The 20,411-nt window shown below is 68.3% G+C and carries 19 protein-coding genes; 12 read left to right on the forward strand and 7 right to left on the reverse strand.

The window, feature by feature from the left end; translation table 11 throughout:
• Positions 1 to 3 precede the first annotated feature (3 nt).
• Positions 4 to 324 (reverse strand): ArsR/SmtB family transcription factor, encoded by a 321-nt coding sequence (locus tag LQD00_RS10300; RefSeq protein ID WP_232717038.1) that lies wholly within the window; start codon positions 322 to 324, stop codon positions 4 to 6.
• 95 nt (positions 325 to 419) lie between these two features.
• Here LQD00_RS10300 and LQD00_RS10305 point away from each other — a divergent pair, with 95 nt between their 5' ends.
• From LQD00_RS10305 to LQD00_RS10325, 5 genes are read left to right on the forward strand one after another with little or no spacing between them, the layout of a single operon-like run.
• Positions 420 to 2,051: an ABC transporter substrate-binding protein gene (locus LQD00_RS10305; RefSeq protein WP_232717039.1), complete on the forward strand. Its 1,632-nt coding sequence runs from the start codon at positions 420 to 422 to the stop codon at positions 2,049 to 2,051.
• On the forward strand, positions 2,048 to 3,124 hold the full coding sequence (locus LQD00_RS10310) for an ABC transporter permease (protein ID WP_232717106.1): 1,077 nt from the start codon (positions 2,048 to 2,050) through the stop codon (positions 3,122 to 3,124). The genes LQD00_RS10305 and LQD00_RS10310 overlap by 4 nt, the downstream gene beginning before the upstream one ends.
• Positions 3,121 to 3,987: an ABC transporter permease gene (locus tag LQD00_RS10315; protein ID WP_232717040.1), complete on the forward strand. Its 867-nt coding sequence runs from the start codon at positions 3,121 to 3,123 to the stop codon at positions 3,985 to 3,987. The genes LQD00_RS10310 and LQD00_RS10315 overlap by 4 nt, the downstream gene beginning before the upstream one ends.
• Positions 3,984 to 4,742, forward strand: a complete 759-nt coding sequence (locus LQD00_RS10320) for an ATP-binding cassette domain-containing protein (protein ID WP_232717041.1) — start codon at positions 3,984 to 3,986, stop codon at positions 4,740 to 4,742. The genes LQD00_RS10315 and LQD00_RS10320 overlap by 4 nt, the downstream gene beginning before the upstream one ends.
• On the forward strand, positions 4,739 to 5,350 hold the full coding sequence (locus LQD00_RS10325; protein WP_232717042.1) for an ABC transporter ATP-binding protein: 612 nt from the start codon (positions 4,739 to 4,741) through the stop codon (positions 5,348 to 5,350). The genes LQD00_RS10320 and LQD00_RS10325 overlap by 4 nt, the downstream gene beginning before the upstream one ends.
• 207 nt (positions 5,351 to 5,557) lie before the next feature.
• On the opposite strand, the gene LQD00_RS10330 is transcribed toward LQD00_RS10325, so the two are convergent.
• The gene (locus LQD00_RS10330) at positions 5,558 to 6,514 is read right to left on the reverse strand and encodes a R2-like ligand-binding oxidase (protein ID WP_232717043.1); all 957 of its coding nucleotides are present in this window, start codon (positions 6,512 to 6,514) and stop codon (positions 5,558 to 5,560) included.
• Between the two features lie 102 nt (positions 6,515 to 6,616).
• The gene (locus LQD00_RS10335; protein WP_232717044.1) at positions 6,617 to 8,746 is read right to left on the reverse strand and encodes an MMPL family transporter; all 2,130 of its coding nucleotides are present in this window, start codon (positions 8,744 to 8,746) and stop codon (positions 6,617 to 6,619) included.
• Between LQD00_RS10335 and LQD00_RS22745 the strand changes: the two genes are divergently transcribed.
• Together LQD00_RS22745 and LQD00_RS10340 are read left to right on the forward strand one after the other, a co-directional pair.
• On the forward strand, positions 8,745 to 8,873 hold the full coding sequence (locus tag LQD00_RS22745; RefSeq protein ID WP_269784830.1) for a hypothetical protein: 129 nt from the start codon (positions 8,745 to 8,747) through the stop codon (positions 8,871 to 8,873). The genes LQD00_RS10335 and LQD00_RS22745 overlap by 2 nt on opposite strands.
• Positions 8,874 to 8,981: 108 nt before the next feature.
• Positions 8,982 to 10,109 carry an NDMA-dependent alcohol dehydrogenase gene (locus LQD00_RS10340; protein ID WP_232717045.1) on the forward strand — a complete coding sequence of 376 codons (1,128 nt, stop codon included), beginning with the start codon at positions 8,982 to 8,984 and terminating at the stop codon, positions 10,107 to 10,109.
• Between the two features lie 33 nt (positions 10,110 to 10,142).
• On the opposite strand, the gene LQD00_RS10345 is transcribed toward LQD00_RS10340, so the two are convergent.
• Positions 10,143 to 10,718, reverse strand: a complete 576-nt coding sequence (locus LQD00_RS10345) for a potassium channel family protein (protein WP_232717046.1) — start codon at positions 10,716 to 10,718, stop codon at positions 10,143 to 10,145.
• Positions 10,715 to 12,706, reverse strand: coding sequence for a M13 family metallopeptidase (locus LQD00_RS10350; RefSeq protein WP_232717047.1), 1,992 nt, complete (start codon positions 12,704 to 12,706; stop codon positions 10,715 to 10,717). Before LQD00_RS10350 ends, LQD00_RS10345 begins: the two co-directional genes overlap by 4 nt.
• 85 nt (positions 12,707 to 12,791) lie before the next feature.
• On the opposite strand from LQD00_RS10350, the gene LQD00_RS10355 reads away from it, so the two are divergent.
• The 4 genes from LQD00_RS10355 (at position 12,792) to LQD00_RS10370 (ending at position 17,289) form a co-directional block, all read left to right on the forward strand.
• A complete protein-coding gene (locus LQD00_RS10355; RefSeq protein WP_232717048.1) occupies positions 12,792 to 14,252 on the forward strand; it encodes a dihydrolipoyl dehydrogenase family protein in 1,461 nt (486 codons plus the stop codon).
• A 133-nt stretch (positions 14,253 to 14,385) separates the two neighbouring features.
• Positions 14,386 to 15,129 carry a FadR/GntR family transcriptional regulator gene (locus tag LQD00_RS10360; RefSeq protein ID WP_232717049.1) on the forward strand — a complete coding sequence of 248 codons (744 nt, stop codon included), beginning with the start codon at positions 14,386 to 14,388 and terminating at the stop codon, positions 15,127 to 15,129.
• Positions 15,129 to 15,848 (forward strand): sterol desaturase family protein, encoded by a 720-nt coding sequence (locus LQD00_RS10365; RefSeq protein ID WP_232717050.1) that lies wholly within the window; start codon positions 15,129 to 15,131, stop codon positions 15,846 to 15,848. The genes LQD00_RS10360 and LQD00_RS10365 overlap by 1 nt, the downstream gene beginning before the upstream one ends.
• 31 nt (positions 15,849 to 15,879) lie before the next feature.
• A complete protein-coding gene (locus LQD00_RS10370) occupies positions 15,880 to 17,289 on the forward strand; it encodes a non-ribosomal peptide synthetase family protein (RefSeq protein ID WP_232717051.1) in 1,410 nt (469 codons plus the stop codon).
• A gap of 26 nt (positions 17,290 to 17,315) precedes the next feature.
• On the opposite strand, the gene LQD00_RS10375 is transcribed toward LQD00_RS10370, so the two are convergent.
• Positions 17,316 to 18,068, reverse strand: coding sequence for a pirin family protein (locus LQD00_RS10375; RefSeq protein WP_232717052.1), 753 nt, complete (start codon positions 18,066 to 18,068; stop codon positions 17,316 to 17,318).
• A 189-nt stretch (positions 18,069 to 18,257) separates the two neighbouring features.
• On the opposite strand from LQD00_RS10375, the gene LQD00_RS10380 reads away from it, so the two are divergent.
• Positions 18,258 to 19,895 (forward strand): NTF2-like N-terminal transpeptidase domain-containing protein, encoded by a 1,638-nt coding sequence (locus LQD00_RS10380; protein ID WP_232717053.1) that lies wholly within the window; start codon positions 18,258 to 18,260, stop codon positions 19,893 to 19,895.
• Positions 19,896 to 19,961: 66 nt separating this feature from the next.
• Here LQD00_RS10380 and LQD00_RS10385 read toward each other — a convergent pair whose 3' ends face one another.
• Positions 19,962 to 20,411 carry a DUF3054 domain-containing protein gene (locus LQD00_RS10385; protein WP_232717054.1) on the reverse strand — a complete coding sequence of 150 codons (450 nt, stop codon included), beginning with the start codon at positions 20,409 to 20,411 and terminating at the stop codon, positions 19,962 to 19,964.

Raw genomic sequence — 20,411 nt, forward strand, 5'->3', positions numbered from 1 at the left:
TTGTCACGGGTGTGCGTGATCGTGTCCGTGACCTGCGGAGATGCGCCCGACTCCGATGATGTCGTGCAGGATGCGATGCACGATCGCGTCGCCGACGACCTCGTAGTGGACCCGACGGCCGACCTTCTCCGACCGCACCCACCCCTGGTCGCGGAGCGCTCGGATCGACTGCGAGGCGGCGTTCTCGGTGATGCCGATCGCGGCCGCGAGCTCGGCGACCGTCGAGCCCGGATGGGCGTGCATCTCGGCGACGAGCCGCAGCCTTGTCGGGTCGCTGAGCAGCGTGAAGCGCGCGGCCCATGAGTCCGCGTCGAAATCGGTCACCCGTGCCTCCTCTGCTCGCCCCGCCCCTCTCGAATTACACCATCGGCCACGAATGCCGGGGTCGAGTGGCGACCGATGTATGTCTGGGAGAACATATGTCTGTGACGACACGTATAGGACGCCGGCCCCTCGGACGCCGCGGACGGCCGGTGATCGTCGTGGTCGCGGCGATGGTGCTCGCCGGAGCGGCCCTCGGGGGATGCGCCGGAGAGCAGGATGCCGCGACGTCGGATCAGATCGTGCTCGCCGAAAGTCACGATCTCGGGCAGTTCAACCCGATGCTCGGATACGGGCAGTTGGGTGTGTCGCCGATCTACGAAGGGCTACTGGTTCCCGCGGCCGACGGCGACGGTCGCGTCCCCGACCTCGTGCCCGCGCTGGCCGCGTCGGCGCCTGAACGCATCGCGCCGCGGACCTGGCGGGTGCCGCTGAAGGACGGCGTCACCTTCTCCGACGGCACCGCCTTCGATGCCGCCGACGTGGTCGCGACCTACCGCGCCGCGGTCGACCCGAACGTGGCGTCGGGTATCTCCACCGACTTCGCGCCGATCGTCTCCATCGAAGCTGATGGGCCGCAGGCGATCAGGCTGACCATGAACACCGATGCCGACCCCTCGCCGTACCTCCTTCTCGGCATCGTCCCGTCGGAGAAGGTGGAGGCCGCCCCCGCTGCGAGATGGGCGCTGAACACCGAACCCGTGGGGACCGGCCCCTATCGCCTCGAATCCCTCGACCCCGACCAGGCGGTCCTCGTCGCGCGGAACGACCGTCCGGAGTTGCCGGCGGTGCGCAAGATCGTCTACACGCTTGTCCCCGACGACAACTCTCGTGCGCAGCTCGTGCAAACCGGTGAGGTCGACGGGGCGGGCCTCCCGCCGCGGCTGGCCGATGGGTTCGTCGACCGTGCGGGAGTCGATGTCGCCGTGGTGGCATCGGCGGACTGGCGGGGAGTGTCGCTGCCGGCCCGTAACGCCTTCACCGGCGATTCCGCTGCGCGCCTGGCGATGAACATCGGCGTCGACCGGGACGCGCTGGTGGACGACGTGCTGCTGGGTAAAGGCGAGCCTGCGAGCACCCCGATCGCCAAGGTTTACGGCGACGCCTTCGACGCCGATGCCCAGTTCGCGCACGACCGTTCGCGGGCTGAGTCGATCCTCGACGACGCGGGTTGGCGCACCGGTTCCGATGGCATACGCGTCCGGAACGGGGTCCGCGCGTCGTTCCCGCTGCTGTACAACGCCGAGGACACCCTGCGTCGCGACCTGTCGGTCGCCTTCGCCGCGTCGATGAAGAAGCTCGGCGTCGAGGTGCTCACGCGCGGCACCAGCTGGGACGAGATCGACACCAAGATGGACACGGCCGGTGCGCTTCTCGGCGGAGGCGCGACCCCCTACAGCATCGATTCCCAGGTGTACGACGCTCTGCACACCCGCGTGCCGGCTTCGTCGCCCTACTCCAACCCGGGCAACTTCACCGCGCCCGGGCTCGACGAAATGCTCGACGCTGCGCGGGAATCGGCAACAGGACCGGAGAACGACGAACGGTACCGACGCATCCAGCAGATCTACGCACGCCAGCCCTCGCAGGTGTTCCTCGTCTTCGTCCACCACACCTACGTGGCCCGCAGCACGGGGTGGAACCACGAAGCCCCGATCCTCGAACCCCACTCGCACGGCGTGACCTGGGGACCGTGGTGGAATCTGCCGTCCTGGACGCCGGTGTCGTGACCACGCAGATCCGGCCGGACACCGAGCGGCTCGCGGCGATTCCGCGTTCCGCTTCGGAAAGTCCCGCCGGCACAATCGAACACGCACGTCGCGTGAGTCGCTCGCGGATTGCCACCCGACTTCTCGGTCGTCGGTTCGTGGTGATGATCCCGACCGTGCTCCTCGTGTCGCTGGGGGTGTTCGCGGTGGCCGCGTCCTCGCCGTTCGATCCGCTGACGGCGCACCTCGGGGACAGGTACCAGTCGGCGACACAGGCGCAACGGGACGCCGTTACGCAGGCATACGGGCTCGACGACCACTGGTTCACGGCCTGGTGGAAATGGTGGGGCGCGGTGTTCCGGGGAGACCTGGGGTGGTCGTCGACCATGCGCCAACCGGTCGCCGACGTGATCGGTCAACGGCTCCCGTTCACCGTCGGAATGTCGTTGGCGGCGTTGCTGTCCGCAGCGGTGATCGCCATCGTCCTCGGTGCGGTGGTCGGCATGCGGCGCGGCGGCCTGCTCGACCGTGCCTGCACATCTCTGGCTGCCATGCTCGCCGCGACACCGCCGTTCGTCGTGTCTCTTCTGCTGGTCAGCGCTTTCGCGGTGGGGCTGGGTTGGTTCCCGACCTCGGGCGCACGACGCCCGGGTGACGACTACTCACTCGACGGGCTGCTCACGCACGCGGTGCTGCCCTACCTGGCATTGACCATCTCGATGATTCCGTGGTTGCTGCTGACGATGCGATCGGCGGTCGTCGACGCTGCGGTGTCCGACGCGGTGCGGGGTGCACGTGCCCGCGGCGTGGGCGGGTGGACGTTGCTGCGCGGACACATCGTGCCGGTGTCGGTGTTGCCGACCCTTGCGCTGCTCGGAACACGGCTGCCGGAGCTCATCGCCGGTGCCGCCATCGTCGAAACAGTCTTCGGCTGGCCGGGTCTCGCCGAGGCTCTCGTCGATTCGGCAGTGGCCCTCGACTTCTCGCTTCTCGCGCCCCTGGCCGTCGGGTCCGCGGTGCTCGTCCTCATCGGGTCGGCGCTGTCGGATGCGGCCGCCGTCTGGATCGATCCGCGGATCGGGTTGGGCGCATGACCGCGGTCCACCAGCCGACGATCCCCGAGGAGAGTCGTTGGGCCGCAGTCCGCGAGCGCTTCATTCTCGTCGCGCCGTGGATCGTGCTCGGCGTATTCGCGCTCCTCGCCGTGGGCTGCCCTTTCGTCGCCGGCGATCAGACCGCCGACTTCGCACAGGCATTGCGTGCCCCCGGCGACGGCACACTTCTCGGTACCGATCATTCCGGTTACGACCTCGGCGTGCGCACCGCGGAGGGTCTGCGGATCTCGTTGCTCATCGCCATCGCCTGCGCGGTGCTGGCCACCGTCCTCGGAGTGGTCACCGGTGTCGCCTCGGTGACCGTCGGTGGCTGGGTCGATGCGATCGTGATGCGCGTCGTCGATGGCGTGAACGCGCTGCCGCACCTGGTCGTGGGAGTGGTGATCGCGGCGATGTGGCGCGGTGAACCGGTCGCGATCATCGCGTCGATCGCGCTGACACATTGGCCGGCCGTGGCGCGGGTCGTGCGTGCCGAATTGCTCGAGGCGACCTCGGCGGGGTGGGTGGAGACCGCACGCCTGGCCGGTGCGTCGCGGACCTTCGTCGCCACCCGACACCTTCTACCTGCGGTGTCCGGCCAGGTACTGGTCGCGATGACGGTGCTCCTCCCGCACGCGGTGTGGCACGAGACGACGCTGTCGTTCCTGGGCGTCGGACTGTCTCCGGACGCCGCGAGCCTGGGCACGCTCCTCGGTCAAGCCCGCGGTGACGTCCTCACCGGCGCGTGGTGGACGCTGGTCGTTCCCGGTGTGGCGCTCATGGTCACCGCGCTCGCGTGTTCGGGCGCGGCTGCATCGCTCCGCCGAGCCACGCTCCCACCGAGCGGGGAGGTGTGGCGATGACCGCCCGTCTCGATGGCGTGACGGTCGATGTCGCCGCACGACGCCGCCGGCGCGTGCGGGTACTCGACGACGTGACGCTGGACCTGCCGCCCGGCTCGATGACCGCCCTCGTCGGCGAATCGGGCTGCGGGAAGTCGATGGTCGCGGCGGCGCTCTGCGGGCTGCTGCCACCCGGGTCGAGCGTGGCCGGGCGGCTGTCCCTGGGCGACGATGCTTTCCTCGGCGACGAGATAGGTGGACGCGACCCGCGTTGGCGGGCGATGCGTGGCCGTCGCGTCGGGTTGGTGCCGCAGTCGGCGGCGACGTCGTTCACCCCGGTGCGCACGCTCGGCTCCCAGCTCGGCGAGGTGATCGCGGGCCTCGACGGCGCGTGCGACGCCGTCGAGCTGTGCAATGCGGTCCACCTCGATCCCGACGCGCTGCAGCTGTACCCGCACGAACTGTCCGGGGGCATGGCGCAGCGTGCCGCAATCGCCGCAGCGCTCGCCGGTGATCCGGACATCCTGGTGGCCGACGAGCCCACCTCAGCGCTGGACCCCGACCTCGCTGCCGCGATCTGGGCACTCCTCGCAGACACGGCTCGACGCGGCGCCGCCGTCCTGGTGATCACGCACGACATGGATGCGTTACGAACGGGTGGGTGCGACTCCGTCGCGGTCATGCGTGCCGGCCGGATCGTCGAGCAGCGCGCTGCCGCCGACCTCGCGTCGTCCGACGACGAGTACGTCGCTGCCTTCTTCGAGCCGGTCGCATGACGGCGACACTTGTCGGCAGCGGTCTGACCGCGCGATTCGGTGACCGCGAGGTCTTCGCCGACCTCGACGTCGGCGTCGACGCGGGATCGATCACCGGCGTCGTCGGCCGGTCGGGAAGCGGTAAGACGACGTTGCTTCGCATCCTCGCGGGCCTCGCCGAACCCGCGGCGGGCGTCGTCGAGCAGCGCGGTCTGGGACGACGCCCGGGGGCCATCGGACTGCTCGCACAGCACCCCCGCGTCGTTGCGAACCCGCGCTGGACGTTGCGGAAGATCGTGGCGGAACCCGCCGCGATCGCGCGACGGGACTGCGACGCCGAGCAGATCGCGGAGCGCGTCGGCCTCGACCCTGCTCTACTCGACCGCTTCCCCTCGCAGGTCTCCGACGGTCAGCTACAACGCGCGTGCATCGGTCGCCTGCTCGTGCAGGCACCGCGATTCGTGCTGTGCGACGAACCGACCGCCATGCTCGACCCCATCTCGGCGCGGGCCGTGATCGGGCTGTTGCAAGAGCTGGTCGACGACGGCGCCGGGATGGTGCTGGTCAGCCACCAACGGCGGATCGTCGACGCGCGGTGCGACCGGGTGGTGGATCTCGACGCCGGGTGACGGCTGGTTTCGATACGGCTCGTCGCAAGCTCCTCGCCTACTCAACCAGCAGGCGTGGCGCAACCAGCGGGGAACGCCGCCTACTCAACCAGCAGGCGTGGCGCAACCAGCGGGAAACGCCGCCTACTCAACCAGCAGGCGTGGCGCAACCAGCGGGAAACGTCGCCTACTCAGCCAGCGGAAGCGCGCTCAACCAGCGGAAGACCCTCACATCTGCAACCGCACCGCGTCGTCCTCACCCATGGCGTCTTCGAGGACCTCGGGGGAGTAGTCGACGTCGATGTCGGCGACCGAGCGTCCGCGGGCGGATTCGATGGCGGAGAGTCGGCGTTGGGCGCGGTCGGCGGCGTAGGTGAGGAACTCGTCGTTGTCGAGGCCGAAGGGCTGCTCGTCGAACTGCTGGTTGACCCAGTCGATCATGCCGAGCGCCAGGGGGAGGAGCTCGTCCATGCGTTCGCCGACGGTGGCCCACAGCGAGTCGTCGGCGGCGACGTGCCGACGGCAGGTGAAGGTGCCCCACGCCATGTGGCGACGCTCGTCGTCGCTGATGAAGCGGATCAGTTTCTGCATGCCGGGGAAGATGTCGTAGCGCGTGCAGACCTTCTGCCAGGCGTGGTACCCCGTCAGCGCCAGGCTGCCCTCGATGACGTGGTTGTAGGTGACGCTGGCGCGGATCTGGTTGCGCGGCGACGCGTCGTGCTCCAGGGCGTGCAGCGACTCCGGCAGCTCCTCGTAGAACAGCCGGCGATAGAAGGGGTTCTCCGCGACGAACGCCTGGAGATCGCCGCGCAGACCGACGGAGTCCATCCACATCCGGAAAACCTGGGTGTGCTTGGCCTCTTCGAAGCAGAACTGGGTCAGGTACATCTCGTCGCCGAAGCGCCCCTCGGCGGCCATCGCCTTCATGAAGGGCTGGATGTCCTCGGTGACCGCTTCCTCGCCCGCGATGAACTGACTCACGAGATACGTTGCGCTACGGCGCTGCTCGTCGGTGAGCTCGACCCAGTCCTGCGCGTCCCGCGAGAAGTCGATCGCAATCGGGTCCCAGAACCGCGAGTTCCCTTTGATGAAGAGACGCAACGGAAATGAGTCCCAGTTGAAACCTCCCTGTCGCAATGACGAGAAGTCCTGGCGGCCCTCTTCCTTGTGCTCGATAAGGGTCATGAGATCACCAGCCAACTGCCGTGGAGAATACGAATACCTGACGCTAACGCTTTCCTCTGCGGACAGTGTCGGGTTCAGCGAATTCGCTTGCCGTAGCTCATGTTACGCCTTGTCGAGAACGGGCTCCGGGGTCGCGTCCTCGTCCTCGGTCTTGGCCAGCGCGCTCGGCCACCAGATCTTGCGACCGATGTCGAGGGTGAGCGCGGGCACCAGCAGGGTGCGCACGATGAGCGTGTCGATGAGGACGCCGAACGCCACCAGGAAGGCCACCTGTGCGAGAAACAGCAGCGGGATCACGGCAAGTGCCGCGAAGGTCGCCGCCAGCACGACACCGGCCGAGGTGATGACGCCTCCGGTCGCGGTGAGGCCGCGGATCATGCCGATCCGGGTCCCGTGCCGGAGCGCTTCCTCGCGCACGCGGGTCATCAGGAAGATGTTGTAGTCGATGCCGAGCGCCACGAGGAACACGAAGGCGAACAGCGGGACCACCGGGTCGGCGCCGGGGAAGCCGAACGGACCGTTGAACAGCAGCGCCGCGATGCCCAGCGTCGTCGCGAACGACAACACCGTGGTCGCCAGCAGGATCGCCGGCGCCAGGACGCTGCGGAGCAACGCCACCAGCACGAGGAACACCACGATCAGCACGATGGGGATGATCAGGTTGCGGTCGTGGATCGACGCCTCGCGGGTGTCGAGATCGATGGCCGTGGTGCCGCCGACCAGCGCGTCGGCGTCCGGGACCGAGTCCACCGCCGAGCGGATGTCGGCGACCGTGTCCTGCGCGGCGAGCGACTCCGCGTTGTCGGTCAGCGTCGCGGTGATCGCGACCTTGCCGTCGACCACCTTCGGGGCGTCGCCCTCGGTGATGAACGATGCGTTGGCGACGCCGTCGGTCCCGCGAACCACGTCGAGCACCGCCGGTCCGGCCGCCTGATCAGCGATGACGTAGGAGGGTGTGCCACTACCGGCGTCGAAGTGCTTCGCCTGGATCTCGGCGCCCTCCACGGACTCGACGGTGCCCATGAAGAAGTCCGTCGAGGCGATGCCGTCGGCCTTGAAGGTCGGGGCGAACGCCGCACCGATGAGCAGCACGATCAGCGTGCCCGCCCAGATGGCGCGCGGCTTGGATGCGACCGTGTCGGCGATGCGCTTCCACAAGCGGTGGGTGGCGCCGCTGTCGGCCGAGGTCTCCGGCGCGTACTTGGGGCGCAGCGGCCAGAACGCGGTGCGGCCGAGCAGTGCGAGCGCGGCGGGCAGGAACGTCATCGACGCCAGGAACGACGCGACGATGCCGATCGCGGCGACCGGGCCGAGGCTCTTGTTGGAGTTCAGATCCGACAGCAGCAGACACAGGACACCGGCGATGACGGTGCCCGCCGATGCGGAGACCGGCTCGATCGTCGCGCGCCAGGCCTGCTTGAGGGCGGCGTACTTGTCCTCGGTGGCCATCAGTTCCTCGCGATACCGGGAGACGAGCAGCAGCGCATAGTCCGTCGCGGCGCCGAAGACGAGGATGAACAGGATGCCCTGGCTCTGGCCGTTGAGGTCGAGCACGCCCTGCTTGGTCAGGAAGTAGACGAGTCCGGATGCGAGTCCGAGGGCGAAGACCGCGGAGATGACCACCACGAACGGCAGGATCGGGCTGCGGTAGACGACGATCAGGATCAGGATCACGACGGCTCCCGCGACCAGCAGCAACAGACCGTCGATGCCGGCGAATGCCTCGCCGAGGTCGGCGACCTGGCCGGCCGGGCCGGTGACCGCGACCGTCAGACCGTCCGGTGCGTTCGCCAGTTTGTCGCGCAGGAGCTCGACCGTGTCCGCGGGCTCGTCACTGCTCTGGATCGGGACGAAGACCTGGGCGGCCTGGCCGTCCTGCGACGGGATCGGCGGAGAGACCGCCGGCCCGAAACCGGGCGTGCCGGCCAGGTCGGACGTGGTGGTGCGGAGGAATTCCAGGTCACCGGGGGTGATCCCGCTCGAGCGTTCGGCGATGACGATGCCGGGGATCTCGTCGGTATCCTGGAACTCGGCCAGCAGATTCTGGACCTGCGTCGACTCGGCCGAGGCAGGGAGGAACGAACTGTTGTCGTTGCTCGCGACGCTCGCCAGCTTGCCGGCGAACGGACCCGTGATGCCGCCGACGATCAACCAGCCCAAGAGGAGAAGAGCGGGGATCAGCCAGCGGAGTTTGCGGGTGGGACGGGGACTCGAAACGGTCTTGTCCGGCATGAAGTCATCGTTCCATGAGTTCTCCGTGCGTGCGGAGGAGGGGCTCGAGGGCGGTCGCATGCAACCGATTCGACGCCAGGCGCGTGCCGGATGGCCGCCGCGCGAACGCATGGCACGGATCACGTGAAATGGCTGCGGCAATCGGACATGTGGACCAACATGTGACCTACGTCGCATAAGCAGGCGGCGATATCTGACGGCCCCGGTCGCGGGTCGGTACGAGCGAGGAGTACATGTGAAGACCAAGGGTGCAGTTCTCCGGAATCCGGGCGAGAAGTGGCAGATCGAGGAATTCGAGCTCGGCGACCCGGTGGCAGGCGAAGTCCAGGTGAAGCTCGTCAGCTCGGGCCTCTGCCACAGCGACCATCACCTCCGCACCGGCGACAGCCCGGCGCCGATGCCGGTGCTGGGCGGACACGAGGGTGCCGGCATCGTGACCAAGGTCGGCCCGGGTGTCACCCGCCTCCAGGAGGGTGACCACGTCGTCACCGCGTTCATCCCGGCCTGCGGAACCTGTGAGCCGTGTTCACGCGGTCAGCAGAACATCTGCGACGAGGGTGCGCGCCTGCTGACCGGCTTGTCCATCTCCGACGACACCAACCGGGCGCACACCCACGACGGTCTCCCGCTCGTGCAGATGTGCATGCTCGGCACGTTCGCGCCCTACATCACGGTCAACCAGGCGTCGCTGGTGAAGATCGAGGACGACATCCCGCTGCAGGCCGCAGCCCTCCTCGGATGCGGTGTGGCCACCGGTTGGGGTTCGGCGGTCGAGATCGGCGGCACGCATGCCGGCGACACCGTCGTGGTGGTCGGCATCGGCGGTGTCGGCATCAACTCGGTCCAGGGTGCCGCGGCAGCCGGTGCCCGCAACGTCATCGCCGTCGACCCGGTGCCCTTCAAGCTGCAGATGGCCGAGAAGCTCGGTGCGACACACACCTTCGCGTCGATGGAGGATGCGCTCGAAGCCATCGGGGACATCACCTGGGGTCGGATGGCCAACACCACCATCCTCACCGTCGGCGAGATCGACGGGTCGATGATCGCCCCCGCTCTGGCCCTCACCGGCAAGGGCGGACAGGTCGTCGTGGTGGGCATGGGCAACTTCCAGTCGATGGACGCCCAGATGAACCTCTTCGAGCTCACCCTCCTGCAGAAGCGGGTCCAGGGTGCGATCTTCGGTGGTGCGAGCCCCCGGACCCAGGTCCCGGCCCTGCTCAACGAATACCGCGCGGGCAAGCTCAACCTCGACGACCTGGTCACCAACACCTACCGGCTCGACCAGATCAACGAGGCCTACGACGACATGCTGGCGGGCAACAACATCCGCGGCATGATCGTCTACGGGGAAGACGATTACTGATCGCTCTCCGACGCGCTGATCAGCGACGCCAGGTCACCCTGCGGTGGCCTGGCGTTTCTGATTGATCAACAGGTTGAGGAAACGGAGGCCGAGTCCGAGGAGTACCAGGGTGCTCGCCATCTGGATCGACACCGCGATCCGCGCCCCCTGCGAATCCGGTGCGATGTCTCCGAAACCCGTTGTCGTGAACACCGTCAGACAGAAGTACAGGGCGTCGACGCGGGTGAGTTGCGCGTTGAAGCTCCCCGGATCGTATTCGGAGAAGAGGAAATAGGTGGCGGCGAAGGCGGTGACGTAGAACGTCGCCAGGGCCACGAGCATCTCCAACGCGGTCACGACCGGATGGATGGAGCGGGCGAACTTGCGCACCTCCCACAGGCAGAATGCGATCAGCAACCCGGCGCCCACCGTCATTCCGAGGATGTTGAGATCGCTCGCCTTGTTGATCGGCAGCAGGAAGTAGCCGATCAACAACACGACCGCCGCCCCGATGGGCCGGAGCAGGGCCATGGTCAGGCCGCGGCCCTTCGCGATCTTCAGCGGCGGGGGCGTCTCCGGTGCCGGGGCGTCATCGGGTATGCCGCCGCCGGCACCGGATGCGTCGTTCACCAGATCCGGACCCGCTGGTCCTGCTCGAGATACAGTGCGTCCCCGGGCTTCACGTCGAAGGCCTCGTAGAAGGCGTCCATGTTCCGCACGACGCCGTTGCAGCGGAACTCCGGCGGCGAGTGCGGGTCGATGGACAGACGGCGGATCGCCTCGGCGTCGCGGGTCTTGGTGCGCCAGATCTGCGCCCAGCTGAAGAACACGCGCTGGGTACCGGTCAGACCGTCGATGACCGGCGGTTCGGTGCCCTCCGTCGCGATCTCGTACGCCACGAGTGCGATCGACAGACCGCCGAGATCGCCGATGTTCTCGCCGATGGTGAAGTCGCCGTTGACCTTGTGCTCCGGGTCGAGGCCCGTCGGGGTGAACTCGCCGTACTGGTCGATGAGCTTGCGTGTACGGGAGGAGAACTCGGTGCGATCGGTGTCGGTCCACCAGTCGACGAGGTTGCCGTCGCCGTCGTACTTCGCGCCCTGATCATCGAAGCCGTGCCCGATCTCGTGACCGATGACCGCGCCGATACCGCCGTAGTTGACCGCGTCGTCGGCCTCGGGGTCGAAGAACGGGGGCTGCAGGATGGCGGCCGGGAAGACGATCTCGTTCATGCCCGGGTTGTAATAGGCGTTGACCGTCTGCGGGGTCATGAACCACTCGTCGTGGTCGACCGGTCCGCCGATCTTGGCGAACTCGCGGTCCTGCTCGAACGACGAAGCGCGCGCGACGTTTCCGATGAGATCACCGCGGTCGACGCTCAGCGCGCTGTAGTCGCGCCACTTGGCCGGGTAGCCGATCTTGGGGGTGAACTTCTCGAGCTTCGCGAGCGCCTTCTCCCGGGTGTCCGGGGTCATCCACGGGAGCTCGGAGATGTTGCGGCGATAGGCCTTCACCAGATTGGCGATGAGCTCGTCCATGCGTGCCTTCGCCTCCGGCGGGAAGTGCTTGGCCACATAAAGTTTGCCGACGGCGAAGCCCATCGCGCCCTCGACGAAACCGACGCCGCGCTTCCAGCGGTCGCGGATGGTCTCCGCGCCGGTCAGCGTGCGACCGTAGAAGTCGAAGCTCTCGTCGACGAAGTCCGACGACAGGTACGACGCGGCGGAGCGGAGCAGTCGCCACGTCAGCCAGGTCTTCCACTCGTCGAGCGAACGCGAGGCGATGAGCGCCGACGCCCCCGACACGAAGGAGGGTTGCGCGACGACGACCTCGGCGAAGGTCGGATCGCCGGTGGTGCCCAGTCCGCCCAGCCACTCGCCGATCGGGAAACCGTCGGCGGCGGAGGTGAACTCGTCCAGCGTCATCAGGTTGTAGGTGAGTTCGGCGTCGCGGCGCTTCACCACGTCCCAGTGCTCGGCCGCGATGGCGGTCTCGAGGTCCAGGATGGTGGCGGCGCGGGCGGACGCGTCGTCGAAGCCGGCGAGGGCGAACATCCGCTCGACATGTGCCACGTAGGCGGTGCGGGTCTCCGCGTGCTTGTCCTCGCGGTAGTACGACTCGTCGGGTAGGCCCAGTCCGGACTGGGTGACGTGCACCAGGTAGCGGTCGGACTTCTTGGCGTCGGTGTCAACGTAGTAGCCGAACAATCCGCCGGCGCCGTGACGCTGGAGCCGCCCGATGCGCCGGGCGAGTGCGTCCACGGAATCGATGGCGGCGATCTTCTCGAGCTCGCCGGTGATCGGGCCGATGCCGAGCGCCTCGATGTGGTCGGTGTCCATGAACGAGGCGTAGAGGTCGCCGATCTTCTGGGCGTCGGAGCCGCTGGCGGGGCTCGATTCCGCGCATTCGGTGATGATGTCGCGGACGTTCTCCTCGGAGTTGTCGCGCAGCACGTGGAACGCTCCATCGACCGAGCGGTCGTCGGGGATGACGTGCGACTCCAACCACTTGCCGTTGACGTGGGCGAACAGATCGTCCTGGATGCGGACGGAATCGTCGACCCACTCGAGGTCGAGTCCGGACTTGAGATCGGTATTCGAAGCAGTCACGCGCTCCATCCTGTCACCGGATCCGCGATCCGTCAGCAGCGTTCGGTACCGGCGAAATCACGCGAGGTGCCGGTCAGGTCCCTACGGTGGATCCATGGCGGGAGAAACCAGCTTTGACGTCGTCGTGATCGGCGGCGGGCCGGTCGGCGAGAACGCCGCCGACTATGCGATACGGGGCAGCGATCGCACCGCTGCGATCGTCGAACACGAACTGATGGGCGGGGAGTGCTCCTATTGGGCCTGCATGCCGTCCAAGGCGCTGCTCGGGCCCGGGAACGCGCTGGGCGAGGCGCGGGCGCTGGGCGGGTCTCGGGAACGGGCGTCGGCGGCGAACCCGGAAGCATCCGGCGTGCTCGAGTGGCGGGACACCGTCACCGGCCGTCTCGACGGCAGCAGCACCACCCACGACGACGCCGGTCAGGTGCGATGGGCCAACGGTGCCGGGATCGAGGTGATCCGCGGCCACGGCCGGATCGTCGGCGAGAAACAGGTGCAGGTCGGTGACCGGCTGCTGACCGCCCGCGAGGCGGTGGTCGTCGCCACCGGGAGCACTGCATCCGTCCCACCGATCCCGGGGTTGCGCGAGGCGCTGCCGTGGACCTCGCGCGACGCGACCAACATCCTCGACATCCCGGAACGGGTGGTGGTGCTCGGCGGCGGGGTCGTGGCCTGCGAGGCCGCGACGTGGCTGTTGGACCTGGGAGTGCGCAGTCTCGTGATGGCGATCCGCGGAGACCGGCTGCTGCCGAAGATGGAACCCTTTGCCGGAGAACGGGTTGCCGACGCGCTGCGGGAACGCGGCGGCGACATCCGCTTCGGGACGACGATCGAGTCGGTCGAACGGCCCGACGCCACGGCCACCGGATACGGTCGGCTCCACGGCGGACCGGCTACCGTCCGGCTCTCCGGCGAGGGGGCCGGCGAGCTCACCGTCGACGAGATCCTCGTCGCGGCCGGGAGGGCGCCTGCGACAACCGATGTGGGTCTCGACTCGGTGGGGTCGGAGGCCAAGGGGCCGCTCCTGGTCGACGATCACCTCACGGTGCCGGGCCATCCCTGGCTCTATGCGGTCGGGGATGTGAACGGCCGCAACGCGTTGACCCACATGGGCAAGTATCAGGCGCGGGTCGCCGGCGACGTCATCGCCGCTCGAGCCGAGGGTCGGGAACTCGACGGCCCGCGGTACGTCGCGAGTTCCGACCATGCTGCGGTGCCGCAGGTGGTGTTCACCCGACCGGAGATCTCGTCGGTCGGGCTCACCCGAGAGCAGGCGACGGACGCCGGGATCGACGTGCGTGTCGCCGAGGGCGAGATCGCGGTGGCCGGATCGTACCTGCTGGGGCCCGACTACTCGGGGTACGCATCGCTGGTCGTCGACGCGGCGAGGGACGTTCTCGTCGGTGCGACCTTCGTCGGCTCGCAGACCGGTGAACTGGTGCACTCGGCGACGGTCGCGATCGTCGGCGAGGTGCCGCTGTCACGGTTGTGGCACGCGGTCCCGTCGTATCCGACGGTCAGCGAGGTGTGGTTGCGGCTCCTCGATCAGCTGCGCTGACCTGCACAGGCCTGCGGTTCGAATCCGTCTGTCGCCACGTAGCGCCGGCGCATCTCTACGTGCGGTCGCGCGCTGGTTTGGTAATTGGTCTGACCACTTGACCACTTGACCGAGTGTGGTTACGGTCACAGGTATGCCCTTCCAGCCGGTGACCCAGCAGAGTGCGCCCGAGATCGTCTTCGACCAGATCGTCGAAGGTGTGCTGTCCGGCGATCTGGCCGCCGGCGAGGCGCTCCCCAGTGAGCGGGAACTCGCGCGGATGCTGGGGGTCTCCCGGCCGACGGTGCGCGAGGCGCTCAAGCGGGTCGCGGCGTCGGGACTCGTCACCATCCGGCAGGGCGACGGCGCGCGGGTCCAGGACATCGCCCGGACGGGCGGCCTCGATCTCCTGCCCCGTCTGCTCATCCGCGGCGGTGCGCTCGCGCCGAGTGTCGCGCGGTCGATCGTCGAGGCGCGTGCCGTCGTCGGCCCGGAGGTCGCCCGCCTCGCAGCGCAACGTGCCTCCGACGATCACCTGGTAGCGATCCGATCGGTTCTCGACCGTCTCGCCGGCGAGCCCGAACCCGTCGGTCAGCAGGTCGCCGCTCTGGAGTTCTGGAGTGCCGTCATCGACGCGGCCGACTCGATCGCCTTCCGGCTCATGTACAACTCGCTGCGCGCCGCCTATGAGCCCGCGGTCCCCGCTCTCGCCGGGGTGCTGGAACCCGAGGTCGGGAACATCGAGGGCTACCGCGCGCTCGTCGACACCATCGCCGCACACGAACCCGAACGTGCCGAGGTCGCGGCCCGCGCTCTGCTCGAACCCGCGACGTCGGCACTGCTCGCCCTGTGCGAGGCGCTCGAGAAAGCAGAAACCACACCGGGGGAGGGACACTGATGTCCGCAGACGAGATCGACATCCGGGCACGCCGACAGGTGGCGACCGAGGAGCGGAGAATGCGATCGCGGCACTCGATGTCGTTGCGCGATGCATTCGCCGAGTTCATTCGACATCCGTCGCCGTGGATTATGGCGGCGTTCCTCGCCGCCGCGCTGGTGGCGCGGGTGTGGCTGGGCGGCTGGGGTCTCGCCGACCTGCTCGTCCCGGTGGTCATGGTCGCGAGCTTCCCGCTGGTGGAATGGCTGATCCACGTGTTCGTCCTACACTGGCGCCCCAAGCGACTGGGCCCGGTCACCATCGACCCGCTCGTCGCGCGCAAACATCGTGAACACCATCGCGACCCCCGCGACATCCCGCTCATCTTCATCCCGTGGCAGGTGCTCATCGCGGTCGTGATCGCCGCCGTCATCGTCGGGATGTTCGTCTTCGCCAGCGTCGAGCGCGGGCTGACCTTCCTGGTCGTGCTCCCGGCGATCGGGCTGGTCTACGAGTGGACGCACTACCTGATCCACTCCGACTACCGGCCGCGGCACGCGTTCTACCGCCGGCTCTGGCGCAACCACCGGTTCCACCACTACCGCAACGAGCACTATTGGTTCGCGGTCACCACGGCCGGGACCGTCGACCGTCTGCTGAGGACCGACCCCGACCCGGAGACCGTCGAGAAGTCGCCGACCGCGAAGGATCTGCACGCGTCGTCGCGGACGTCGCACTGATCACCACCGGTCCGCTCCGGGGTGCAATCGTGTGGAACCATCGGAAGTCGTGCGCGACAACCCCATCGAAGACGACTCGCAGGCCTTCCGCCCCGTCCCCGACCTGGTCCGATTCACCGTCGGCGACGCACCATGGTGGCTGTTGTACCGGGCGGTTGGCTGGTCGGTGGTCCAGCAGATGGTGTGGGACTTCCCGGAGGAAGTGGATCCGGAGAGTCTTCGACGATTCAACGACGCGCTGTGTCACGGCCGGCTGCACCGGCAGCTCGTCGAGCCGAGAGTGCACGGCGCCCGGCCGTACTGGGTTCGAGCACCTCGGCCGGTGCCCCTCGCCCTCGACGACCAGCGGATCGCCGACGACGCGGTGGCCGACTGGGCCGTGGACGAGCTGCGTGGCGTCCGGCTCGACCCGGACAAGGGGCGCTGCTGGCGTCTGCGTGCCGCCGTGACCGAGACCGGCCGCACCGTGCTGTCGTTGTGCAGCTTGCACATGGTCGCCGACGGCAAAGCACGCGTCGCCGCGGTCGCAGAGGCTCTGGCAGCCGTGGAACGGGGCGATCGAATGATCCCGCCCAAGGTCCCGCACCCGGTCGCGTCGCGATCCTCCGACGTCGTCGACGCCGTGCGTCAGCTCGGCGCTGCCGGCGCCGGGATTCTGCGAGCGGTGAAGGGCAACGCCCGGACGGTCGAGGACGACACACAACCCCTCGACTCGCGTGCGCCCCGTTCCCCGCTCGCCGAGCGTGCACCGGCGGCGACGCCGGTCTGGACGACCGCGACCGTCCCTACCGCCGACTGGGACCAGGTCGCCCGCAGTCACGGAGGCACCGCCAACTCGCTGTACATAGCGGTCGTCGCGGGCCTGCTCCGGGCCAGCGGTTACACCGCGCCGGAGAATCAGATCAAGGTCGGCATCCCGGTCGCGGCCCGAACCGACGAGGACCACGACCGGGGCAATGCGGTGGCGGGTGTGTCGGTCTACCTCTCACCCGTACCCGCCCCCGTGATGGATCTCGGCGTGATCCGCGAGGAATGCCGGAGGGCCTACAAGGCGCTGGCGGGCGGCCGACGCGCGACCGAGGTGCACCTGGTGCCCCTGGGGTGGTTTCTCCCGCCGTCTCTGATCGCGAAGAGGGGAGCCCCGGAGGCCTCGTATCCGGACGCCATGACATCGAACATCGGCGACCTGCCTCCCGAGGTGTGCACCGTCGGAGGGGTCCGAGCATCGGCGGTCACGGTGCGGGGCGTCCCGCAGGGCGTCGACTCCGCGGGTCGCCTCCGTTACGGCGAGGGAATTCACGCCTGGATGGCGCGAACGGAGACGAACGTGACCTTCACCTTGTGCGGCTTCGACGAGAAGCACTTCGTCGACGACGACACACTCCGGCGTCTGCTCGCCGAGGAGTTGACCGCCTGGGGTCTACCGCACCGGATCTGGTGACCGGGGGCCGGGTCCACTCGCAGGCCTCAGGAACCCCCGAGCCCCGTCGCCATCGACCAGACCAGGATCTCGGCGCCGGCGTCGGAGGTGACCGACATCAGTTCGGCGTCGACGGCGCGTACGGCGTCACCGGCACGCAGGGCTGCGGGCTCCCCGTCGACGGTGGCCTGAGCCTCGCCCTCGACGACGAACAGGAGCGTGTAGCGGGCGGTCGGGATCTCGGACTTCCCGCCGGGGCTCAGTCGTACGGCGTAGAGGGTGGCGCCGGCGTTGGCGATCGAGATCGCGGCCCCACGGTCGGGGTCACCGGAAGCGACAGGGACCAGCTCGCCGGCCGCCAGCCGATCGGCGACGTCGGCCTGATCGTAGGACGGCTCGAGTCCGTGACGGTCGGGCATCAGCCACATCTGGACGTAGTGCACCGGCTCGGTCCCCGACCCGGCCAGGTCCGGCCACGCGTCGTTGCGCTCGGAGTGTTCGACGCCGGTCCCGGCGCTCATCCGTTGCACGAGACCGGGATAGAGCACGCCCGAGTGCCCGGCCGAATCCCGGTGCACGAGCGTCCCGGACACCACCCAGGTGACGATCTCGCTCTCCTGATGGTGGTGGAGGTCGAAGCCCTCGCCGGGTGCCACCTCCTCGTCGTTGAATGCGAGGAGGGCCCCGAAATGGGTGTTGTCGGGATCGTAGTGGTCGCCGAAGGAGAACCCGTGCCGCGAGGTGAGCCAATCGGTCGTCGTGACCATGCGATCGTCACCGGGGATCACCGTGAAAGCCATGGGTCCATCATCGCAGTCTGCAGACCCCGCTTCTGGTCGGAGTTCGCCGTGGTTTCGTGAACGAAACCACACCCGATCGTCGGCTGTGGCGTGAAGATTGCGGGACGAGACGCGTTCGTGACCGGCTTGATTCCCGAATGGAAGCTGAGAGCGTCGATTTCGAGTGTTATAAGAGTGAAAATTGTCGTCATGAAGATCTGGGTCAAGCGCGCAACGTCCGCCGCTTGTGCCGCGGTCACCTGTGCCGTCGTCGTGAGCTCCTGTTCGCTCACCGGAACGTCGAACTCCGGTGCCGCCGCCGCCATCGATGCTTTCGCCACCGCGCTGAGCCGCCAGGATGCCGGCGGTGCCGCGCAGTTCACGACTGCCCCTGGTCAAGCCGGTGACAGTCTGACCACGACGCTGAAAGAGATGTCGGCACAACGGATCGACGTCGACATCGAGAAACCCGTCGAGTACAGCGACGGCACCGCGACCTTCGCCCTGACCACCAAGTGGAACTGGGACAAGGGGCGTGTCTACGAGGCGAACAGCGAGGGAACCGCACGGAAGCTGTCGTCGGGCTGGAAGGTCACCTGGGATCCGGCGATCCTGCATCCGGGCCTCGGCGCCGGTGGACACCTCCGCGAGATCCGGACCGACGCGACGCCCGCGCCGTCGGTGCGCAGCCGGTCGGGCAAGGTCTTCATGTACCTGCAGCCGGTCAACGAAATCGTCATCGACCCTGCACAAACCCGCGATCTGGCCGCCACGACCCGTGCGCTGGCCGGGGTAATCGCGCCGATCGCCCCGCTGATCACTCCCGCGGTCATCAGTGAGAAGCTGGCCGAGACGCCCGGTAAGCAGGTCATCGCCGTGACGCTCCGCGATCCGGACATGCAGGTTCTCGCCGGCGACCCCGCCCGCGTGCCCGGGGTGAGCGTGAACCGCACCGACCGGCTCGTCATGGCCGACCGTCGCCTGTCGTCGCCACTCGAGGACGGCCTGACCAACTACTGGCAGGCGATCCGCGATGCCACCGCCGGATGGCAGGTCGAGATGGTCAACCCCGGTGTCCGCCCCCGCCGTCTCGCCGGTGAGCAGGGACCTCCTGGACCCGACGTGCTGTCGACCGTCGACCAGGGCGTGCAGCTGACCTTGGGCGACGCCGCGGTCGAGGTCGGGCAGCCCGCCACGATTCTCACCCTCGACGCCCAGAGCGGTGCGATCCTCGGCATGGCGCAGAACACCTACGCCGCCGAACGCAACATCGAGATCGATCGGGCGTACCCGGTCGGCTCGACGCTGAACCCGGTCTTCGACGAGGTCGGCCGTATCTCCGGCGCACAACCCGAGCAGGCGGAGACACTCCTCGACCGCCTGGGCCTCGGCGTGCAGTTCACCGTCCCCGGTGCCAGCGTCCCGACGCCGGGACAGCCCGGCATCGCGACCATCGGCTTCAGTCCGGGGCAGACCAACATGTCGATGACCAACATGGGTGCGCTCGGCGTCGCCCTGGCACGGGCGGCTGCGGGTCAGCCGTCGTCAGTGCCGCCGTTCGTCCTCAAGAACGTGCCCACCAAGGTCGCCGGCGGTGAACTCGGCGGCCTCGACCCTGCGCTGGTCGGTCCGATCCTGCGGGCCATGACCACCACCGCGGCCACCGGCGATGCCAGCGACCTCACCCGGGCTCCCGGCCTGAAGGCGCTGGTCGGAACCAACGGTCCCGAGGGTCCGGGCTGGTTCGTCGGCATCCAGGGCGGACAGGTCGTCGTGATCTACACCGAGGGTCCGAAGTCGGGTACCGCGGCGCTCCAGGTGGCGCAGAAGTACTTCACCATCAAGTAGGCGCGACCGTCGGCGGTTCGCGACGCCGGTGAGGTGTCAGCGGGTGAGGTGTCAGCGGGTGAGGTGTCAGCGGCCGGCGGCGCGGCGGCCCAGGTAGGCGAAGACCGCCCGCCACCCGAGCAGGAACAGGGCCAGCGTCACGGTCGCGACGATGACGAAGCTGACCGCCACGCCCTGGCTGAGGATGAAGCGCAGGATCATCGCGACGGTCACGGTGCAGAACCAGATGACGATCCCGACCGGCACGACGCGGTCGGGTCGGAAGTCGTGGCCGAAGAAGTCGCTGGAGCGTACGTGGGCGTACACGTAGGTGATCGACCAGCCGGCCGCGCAGCCGACCAGGAACGGCCACAATGTGTGCAGGAAGGCGACCGGGGCGTACCCCTCTTCGTGGCTGGCTCGGCCGATCACCACGAAGATCGTGATGGCCACCGTGTCGAACAGAGCGGCCATCGGCCCGGTCGCGGTTCCCCGCACCGGTGAGGTCCCCTCCTCGGTGGGGTTCGGGATCGACAT

It is taken from the genome of Gordonia metallireducens, assembly GCF_021245825.1.
GTDB lineage: Bacteria > Actinomycetota > Actinomycetes > Mycobacteriales > Mycobacteriaceae > Gordonia > Gordonia namibiensis.

What these genes read in the sequence shown, in the direction of transcription:
- LQD00_RS10360 (WP_232717049.1), top strand. Translation starts at nt 14,386, where the DNA reads ATGCCCTTCCAGCCGGTGACCCAGCAGAGTGCGCCCGAGATCGTCTTC.
- LQD00_RS10305 (WP_232717039.1), top strand. Translation starts at nt 420, where the DNA reads ATGTCTGTGACGACACGTATAGGACGCCGGCCCCTCGGACGCCGCGGA.
- LQD00_RS10365 (WP_232717050.1), top strand. Translation starts at nt 15,129, where the DNA reads ATGTCCGCAGACGAGATCGACATCCGGGCACGCCGACAGGTGGCGACC.
- LQD00_RS10355 (WP_232717048.1), top strand. Translation starts at nt 12,792, where the DNA reads ATGGCGGGAGAAACCAGCTTTGACGTCGTCGTGATCGGCGGCGGGCCG.
- LQD00_RS10325 (WP_232717042.1), top strand. Translation starts at nt 4,739, where the DNA reads ATGACGGCGACACTTGTCGGCAGCGGTCTGACCGCGCGATTCGGTGAC.
- LQD00_RS10330 (WP_232717043.1), bottom strand. Translation starts at nt 6,514, where the DNA reads ATGACCCTTATCGAGCACAAGGAAGAGGGCCGCCAGGACTTCTCGTCA.
- LQD00_RS10320 (WP_232717041.1), top strand. Translation starts at nt 3,984, where the DNA reads ATGACCGCCCGTCTCGATGGCGTGACGGTCGATGTCGCCGCACGACGC.
- LQD00_RS10375 (WP_232717052.1), bottom strand. Translation starts at nt 18,068, where the DNA reads ATGGCTTTCACGGTGATCCCCGGTGACGATCGCATGGTCACGACGACC.
- LQD00_RS10315 (WP_232717040.1), top strand. Translation starts at nt 3,121, where the DNA reads ATGACCGCGGTCCACCAGCCGACGATCCCCGAGGAGAGTCGTTGGGCC.
- LQD00_RS10350 (WP_232717047.1), bottom strand. Translation starts at nt 12,706, where the DNA reads ATGGAGCGCGTGACTGCTTCGAATACCGATCTCAAGTCCGGACTCGAC.
- LQD00_RS22745 (WP_269784830.1), top strand. Translation starts at nt 8,745, where the DNA reads ATGAAGTCATCGTTCCATGAGTTCTCCGTGCGTGCGGAGGAGGGGCTC.
- LQD00_RS10380 (WP_232717053.1), top strand. Translation starts at nt 18,258, where the DNA reads ATGAAGATCTGGGTCAAGCGCGCAACGTCCGCCGCTTGTGCCGCGGTC.
- LQD00_RS10385 (WP_232717054.1), bottom strand. Translation starts at nt 20,411, where the DNA reads ATGTCGATCCCGAACCCCACCGAGGAGGGGACCTCACCGGTGCGGGGA.
- LQD00_RS10335 (WP_232717044.1), bottom strand. Translation starts at nt 8,746, where the DNA reads ATGCCGGACAAGACCGTTTCGAGTCCCCGTCCCACCCGCAAACTCCGC.